The following is a 6,084-nucleotide window of genomic DNA, read 5'->3' as shown; positions in this document are numbered from 1 at the left end:
GGTGAACCCCAAGATCCTTGCCGATCCGAGTGTTTGATGCCCCGTCTCCGCAAGCCAGCACGATGCGGCAGCGCAGCGCGAGAGCCTGGGAAGAGGTGCGGCGCCTCGCCCAGCGCTGCAGCGTCTCGCGTTCGTCGTCGGTGAGAACCACCTCGACCGTGGGCCGTCCCATTCGCGCCATGACCCCAGCATACTTATGCAATGAATCAAAGACTCAAGACACTAGGTTGGGCGGACGAGATCCGACGGACGCCGGGTGTGACCTGGCGAGGTGGCACGTGATGGGGGCGGACATGTCAATGTCGAAGGGATCGAACACACCGGTGCCGACCGCGGCACTCAGGGTGGAACTGGGGTGGCGCCCGGGCCCCGGCGTCCCCGATGCGGACGCCTCCGCGCTGCTGCTGGCCGACGGCAAGGTCCGCTCCGACGGCGACTTCGTCTTCTACAACCAACCCGCCCACTCCTCCGGAGCCGTCCGGCACGAGGGCAAGCGGAACGCCGGCGGGCAGGTGACCGACACCCTTCTCGTCGATCTCACGCGCGTGGAGCCCGGTGTCGAGACCGTGATCCTCGCGGCCTCCTCCGACGGTGGCACCTTCGGCCGGATCCCCGACCTGTACATCGAGGTCAGGGACGCCGCGCGGGGCACCGTCGCGGCCCGGTTCGACAGCATGGGCGCGACCAGCGAGAGCGCCTTCGTGCTCGGCGAGTTCTACCGCCGTCAGGGAGCCTGGAAGTTCCGCGCAGTGGGGCAGGGCTACAGCAACGGACTCGAGGGCCTGGCCACCGACTACGGCATCACCGTGGACGAGCCGCAGCACGCCGCCCCGGCCGTCCCGGCTCCGCCTTCGACGCCCCCGGCCGCCACGCCTCCTCCGGCCCCCGCGCCTCCTCCGGCCCCCGCGGCCCGGCCCCTCGCCCCGCCCGCCACGTCGCCGGCGCCGGTCCGGCTCACCAAGGTGACGCTCACCAAGGAGGCCCCGGCCGTCTCGCTGACCAAACAGGGCGGAACCTCGGGTGCCCTCCGGGTGAACCTCAACTGGCAGGTGCGCAAACAGTTCTCCGGCTGGGCGGGCAAGCTGGGCCGCCCGGCCGCCATGCACTCCGACCTCGACCTCGACCTGTGCGCCCTGTACGAACTCACCGACGGCAGCAAGGGAGTCGTCCAGGCCCTGGGCAACGCCTTCGGATCCCTGCGGCGGCCCCCGTTCATCCACCTGGACGGCGACGACCGCACCGGCGCCGTCGCGTCCGGCGAGAACCTCACCGTCAACCTCGACCACCAGCAGTACTTCCGGCGCATCCTCGTCTTCGTCACCATCTACGAGGGCGCCCGCTCCTTCGCCGATTTGCACGCCACGGTCACCCTCCAGCCGCAGCACGGCGCCCCGGTCGACTTCTCGCTCGACGAGTGCACCGTCCCCTCCACGGTGTGCGCCCTCGCCCTCATCACCAACACCGGTGGCGACCTCGTCGTCCAGCGCGAGGCCCGCTATCTGGTGCCCGAGCGGGGAGTGAGCCCTCAGCGCACCGTCGACCGCGCCTACGGATGGGGCATGAACTGGACCCCGGGCCGCAAGTGACCCTCGACGGCCGGCCGGCTCAGCCCTCATCGGGCAGCGCGCCCGGACGCGGGTAGGTACGGCCCTTCCAGGCCGCACCCCGCCCGCGGTAGTGCCGCACCGCCGAATCGACCGTCATCAGGAGGTACAGGAACGCGGTGAACGGCAACAGGGGAGCGAGCCACAGCGGTTGCCGGTAGTAGCGGAGCATCGGGACGTACGTTCCCGCCATCACCAGCCAGGCCGCCGCACCGAGGGCCACGGCCCCCCGGTCCCCGGCCACCAGTCCCGCGACGACGGCCACCGGCGGCACCAGGTACACCAGCGCCAGCCCCACGACCGTCACGGCCAGCAGCACCGGGCTGTGCCGCAGTTGCGCGTACGCGCTGCGCGACACCATGCGCCACAGGTCGTCCAGCCGCGGATACGGGCGCACACTGTCCACCCGGTCCGCCAGCCCCAGCCAGACCCGTCCGCCGCCGGACTTGACCGCCCGCGCGAGGGCCACGTCGTCGATGACGGCCTGCCGGATGGCGTCGGGGATCCGCGCCCGCTCGGCCGCCTCGGCGCGCAGCAGTACACAGCCCCCGGCCGCCGCGGCCGTCCGCGTCCTCCTCCGCCCGATCCGGCGGAACGGATACAACTGCGCGAAGAAGTACACGAACGCCGGTACGACCAACCGCTCCCAGACGCTCTCCACGCGCAGCCGCGCCATCTGCGAGACGACGTCGAACCCCCCGGTACGGGCCGCCGCGACCAGCCGACGCAGGCTGTCGGGCGCGTGCGCGATGTCGGCGTCCGTCAGCAGCAGGTACTCGGGCGCCCGCGCGCGTGCCAGCCCGATGCCGTGCCGCACCGCCCAGAGCTTGCCGGTCCAGCCGGCCGGCGGCTCACCGGGCGAGCCCACGGTCAGCGGCAGGCCCCCGGCCCGGCCCGCCAGCTCCCGTGCGAGCTCCCCGGTGCCGTCCGTACTTCCGTCGTCGACCAGGAAGACCTCCGCCCGCCCGGGGTAGTCCTGGGCGAGCAGCGACGGCAGGCTCGCGGGCAGCACCGCCGCCTCGTCACGCGCGGGGACGACCACGCACACCGACGGCCACGCCTCCGGCTCCCGCCGGGCCGGCAGCCGGACATCCGTACGCCAGAAGAAGCCCTGGAAGAGCAGCAGCCACAGCCAGGCGGCGAGGGACACGGCGGCGGTCCACACTACGGCGCTCACGCGCGCAGTCTGCCCCACGGAAGCGGCCGGAAGCGGCTCATCGTCTATCGTGGCCGGGTGAAGATCGCGCTCATGGACTCCGGAATCGGCCTGCTGGCGGCCACCGCAGCGGTACGGCGCCTGCGCCCCGACGCCGATCTCGTCCTCTCCCTCGACCCCGACGGCATGCCCTGGGGCCCCAGGACTCCCCAGGACCTCACCGCCCGCGCCCTGGCCGTCGCCGAGGCGGCTGCCGCACGGCGGCCCGACGCCCTGATCGTCGGCTGCAACACCGCCACCGTGCACGCCCTCACCGCCCTGCGCGCCCGCCTCGAACCGGTCCTGCCGGTCATCGGCACCGTCCCGGCGATCAAGCCGGCGGCCGCCGGCGGCGGGCCGTTCGCCATCTGGGCCACCCCGGCGACGACCGGCAGCCCGTACCAGCGGAACCTGATCCGGGACTTCGCCGACGGCGTGACCGTCACCGAGGTGCCCTGCTGGGGTCTCGCGGAAGCGGTGGAGCGCGCGGACGAGAACGCGATCGACGCGGCCGTCGCCGCCGCCGCCGAACTCACCCCGGAGGATGTGACGACCGTCGTCCTGGGCTGCACCCATTACGAACTGGTCGCCGAACGCATCCGGGCCGCCGTGCGGCGCCCCGGCCGGCCGCCACTGGTCCTGCACGGCTCCGCCGGAGCGGTCGCCGCCCAGGCCATGCGCCGGGTCGGGGAACGGCCCGCCCCCGAGGCCTCGGCGACCGGCACCCTCACGGTGCTGCTGAGCGGCCGCGAGGGCACGCTTCCGTCGGCCGCCCTCACCTACGCGGAAGGCCGGCTGCTGCAGGAGGTCACCCCCGCCGGGTGAGACCGTCGAGGAACCGGTTCACGCCCGGTCGGCGCAGTCACGCCGTGCGACCCCGTACCCACACGGCGAAACCGAAGTAGCCTCAAGCGCATGAGGGACCACCCCCGCAGTGCCCACCCCCCGCACCCCCACGTCTGGACCGGCCGCGCGACCAACCGCATGCAGTGGCTCCTGGCACTCATCGGTGCCGCCTGTGTGACGCTCGGCATCGTGCTGGCCGTCGACTCGACGTGGACGACCGGCGTCGCGCCGTTGGCCATGGCCGTCGTCGGGTGCATCGCCGCCGGGCTGCTGGTCCTGTTCGGCACGCTCGCCTTCGTGCACGTCGCGCTGCGTGTCGACGAGGACCACCTCGAGGTGCGCTGCGGTCACATGGGCGTGCCGCGCCGCCGCATCCCGCTGTCGCACGTCGCCGGAGCCGAGTTCGTACCGCACGTCACCCCGCGGCACTGGGGCGGCTGGGGCTACCGCTGGCGGCCCGAGAAGGGCACGGCGGTCGTCGTGCGCCGTGGTGAGGGCCTCGTCCTGAGCCTGTGGGACGGACACACCTTCACGATCACCGTGGACGACGCGGAGGCAGCGGTACGCGTCATCCGCGACCGCCTGCGCCCGCACCGGCCAGGCCCGGTCCACTGACCTGCCGGGGGAGAGCGGCCACCGCGATCCCCTCGGTCGGCAGACGCAGCGCGAACCGTGCCGCCCGGTGGCCGGGTCCCGGCCGGGCCGCGCTCCGCGGCCGGGCGATCGTGCGGTCGGCGCCCAGGTCACGCGCCGTAGACTCTCCGGGTGACCGTCACCGCAACCTCCGTCGGCGAGTCGGCCCCGATGCCGCCGCAGACCGCGCCCAAGGCGTGGTCCAGGCGGCTCGCGCGCCTCGTTCCGGCCGTAGCGGCAGCACTCTCCGGGCTGCTCCTCTACATCAGCTTCCCGCCGCGCACCTTGTGGTGGCTGGCGCTGCCCGCCTTCGCCGTCTTCGGCTGGGTGCTGCGCGGGCGCGGCTGGAAGGCAGGGCTCGGCCTCGGCCATCTCTTCGGGCTGGGCTTCCTCCTGCCGCTCCTGGTCTGGACCGGTGTGGAGGTCGGACCCGGTCCGTGGATCGCCCTCGCCGTGATCGAGGCGCTCTTCGTCGCGCTGGTCGGCGCGGGTGTCGCCGCGGTGTCGAAGCTGCCCGGGTGGCCGGTGTGGGCCGCCGCGCTGTGGATCGCCGGTGAGGCGGCACGTGCGCGTGTGCCGTTCCACGGGTTCCCCTGGGGCAAGATCGCGTTCGGGCAGGCGGACGGCGTCTTCCTGCCGCTCGCCGCACTGGGCGGGACCCCGGTGCTCGGCTTCGCGGTCGTGCTGTGCGGCTTCGGCCTGTACGAGATCGTGCGGGTGGCGGTGGACGCCCGCCGCACCGGGACCGTGCGGCGCGTCGCGGCGGCCGTCGGCGCGCTGAGCGTGGCGGTGCCGGCCGTGGCCGCGGTGGCCGCCCGGCCGCTGGTGAGCGGCACGGCCGAGACCGGTACGGCGACCGTCGCGGTCGTCCAGGGCAATGTGCCGCGGCTGGGGCTCGACTTCAACTCGCAGCGGCGGGCCGTTCTCGACCACCACGCGCGCGAGACGGAACGCCTGGCCGCGGAGGTCGACGCGGGCCGGGTGGAGCGGCCCGACATCGTGCTGTGGCCGGAGAACTCCTCCGACATCGACCCCTTCGCCAACCCCGACGCGTATGCCGTGATCGACCGGGCGGCCAAGGCGATCGGCGTGCCCGTCTCGGTCGGCGCCGTGGTGGGCAAGGACGGCAGGCTGCTCAACGAGCAGGTCCTCTGGGACCCGGTGAAGGGCCCCGTCGACACCTACGACAAGCGGCAGATCCAGCCGTTCGGCGAATACCTCCCGCTGCGCCCTCTGCTCGGGGCGATCAACGACGACTGGACGTCGATGGTCCGCCAGGACTTCAGCCGGGGCACCGAACCGGGCGTGTTCACCATGGCCGGGACCGGGGTCGGCCTCGTCACCTGCTACGAGGCGGCCTTCGACTGGGCGGTGCGCGACACCGTCAAGGACGGCGCCCAGCTGATCTCCGTACCCAGCAACAACGCGACCTTCGGCCGCAGCGAGATGACCTACCAGCAGCTCGCCATGTCCCGGGTCCGCGCCGTCGAGCACAGCCGCACCGTCACCGTCCCGGTGACCAGCGGGGTGAGCGCGATCATCATGCCGGACGGGACGGTCAGCCAGAAGACCGGCATGTTCGTCGCCGACTCCCTGGTGCAGGAGGTGCCGCTGCGCTCCTCGCAGACCCCCGCCACCCGCCTCGGCGTCCTCCCCGAGACCGCTCTCGTCCTGGTCGCCGCGGGCGGCCTGGGGTGGGCCGTCGGCGCAGGTGTGCGCGGGCGGCGCGCCGGTGACGCGTAGTCGTACGCCCGGCACACACGCCCTGAAGCGCCGCGGCACGGCCCGACCCGCCCGCTAAGGTCC

Annotated in this window: 5 protein-coding genes and 1 pseudogene; 4 read left to right on the top strand and 2 right to left on the bottom strand. The window is 73.4% G+C overall.

Annotated features, from left to right (window positions below; all coding sequences use genetic code 11):
• Nucleotides 1–181 (bottom strand): annotated as a pseudogene (locus DIZ27_RS46565) (IS630 family transposase); the annotation flags it as partial.
• A gap of 118 nt (nt 182–299) precedes the next feature.
• On the opposite strand from DIZ27_RS46565, the gene DIZ27_RS33765 reads away from it, so the two are divergent.
• The gene (locus DIZ27_RS33765) at nt 300–1,586 is read left to right on the top strand and encodes a TerD family protein (protein ID WP_109382222.1); all 1,287 of its coding nucleotides are present in this window, start codon (nt 300–302) and stop codon (nt 1,584–1,586) included.
• A gap of 19 nt (nt 1,587–1,605) precedes the next feature.
• Here DIZ27_RS33765 and DIZ27_RS33760 read toward each other — a convergent pair whose 3' ends face one another.
• Nucleotides 1,606–2,799 carry a glycosyltransferase gene (locus DIZ27_RS33760; RefSeq protein WP_109382221.1) on the bottom strand — a complete coding sequence of 398 codons (1,194 nt, stop codon included), beginning with the start codon at nt 2,797–2,799 and terminating at the stop codon, nt 1,606–1,608.
• A 39-nt stretch (nt 2,800–2,838) separates the two neighbouring features.
• Between DIZ27_RS33760 and DIZ27_RS33755 the strand changes: the two genes are divergently transcribed.
• From DIZ27_RS33755 to lnt, 3 genes are all read left to right on the top strand, one after another.
• The gene (locus DIZ27_RS33755; RefSeq protein ID WP_109382220.1) at nt 2,839–3,624 is read left to right on the top strand and encodes a glutamate racemase; all 786 of its coding nucleotides are present in this window, start codon (nt 2,839–2,841) and stop codon (nt 3,622–3,624) included.
• A 90-nt stretch (nt 3,625–3,714) separates the two neighbouring features.
• Nucleotides 3,715–4,260 carry a hypothetical protein gene (locus tag DIZ27_RS33750; protein WP_109382219.1) on the top strand — a complete coding sequence of 182 codons (546 nt, stop codon included), beginning with the start codon at nt 3,715–3,717 and terminating at the stop codon, nt 4,258–4,260.
• Nucleotides 4,261–4,410: 150 nt separating this feature from the next.
• Nucleotides 4,411–6,021: an apolipoprotein N-acyltransferase gene (lnt, locus tag DIZ27_RS33745; RefSeq protein ID WP_109382218.1), complete on the top strand. Its 1,611-nt coding sequence runs from the start codon at nt 4,411–4,413 to the stop codon at nt 6,019–6,021.
• The last annotated feature ends 63 nt before the right edge of the window (nt 6,022–6,084 follow it).

The organism is Streptomyces sp. NWU339, from assembly GCF_003143855.1.
Classification (GTDB): domain Bacteria; phylum Actinomycetota; class Actinomycetes; order Streptomycetales; family Streptomycetaceae; genus Streptomyces.
This window is presented reverse-complemented; position numbering and strand designations above follow the sequence as displayed.

What these genes read in the sequence shown, in the direction of transcription:
- DIZ27_RS33765 (WP_109382222.1), top strand. Translation starts at nt 300, where the DNA reads ATGTCGAAGGGATCGAACACACCGGTGCCGACCGCGGCACTCAGGGTG.
- DIZ27_RS33750 (WP_109382219.1), top strand. Translation starts at nt 3,715, where the DNA reads ATGAGGGACCACCCCCGCAGTGCCCACCCCCCGCACCCCCACGTCTGG.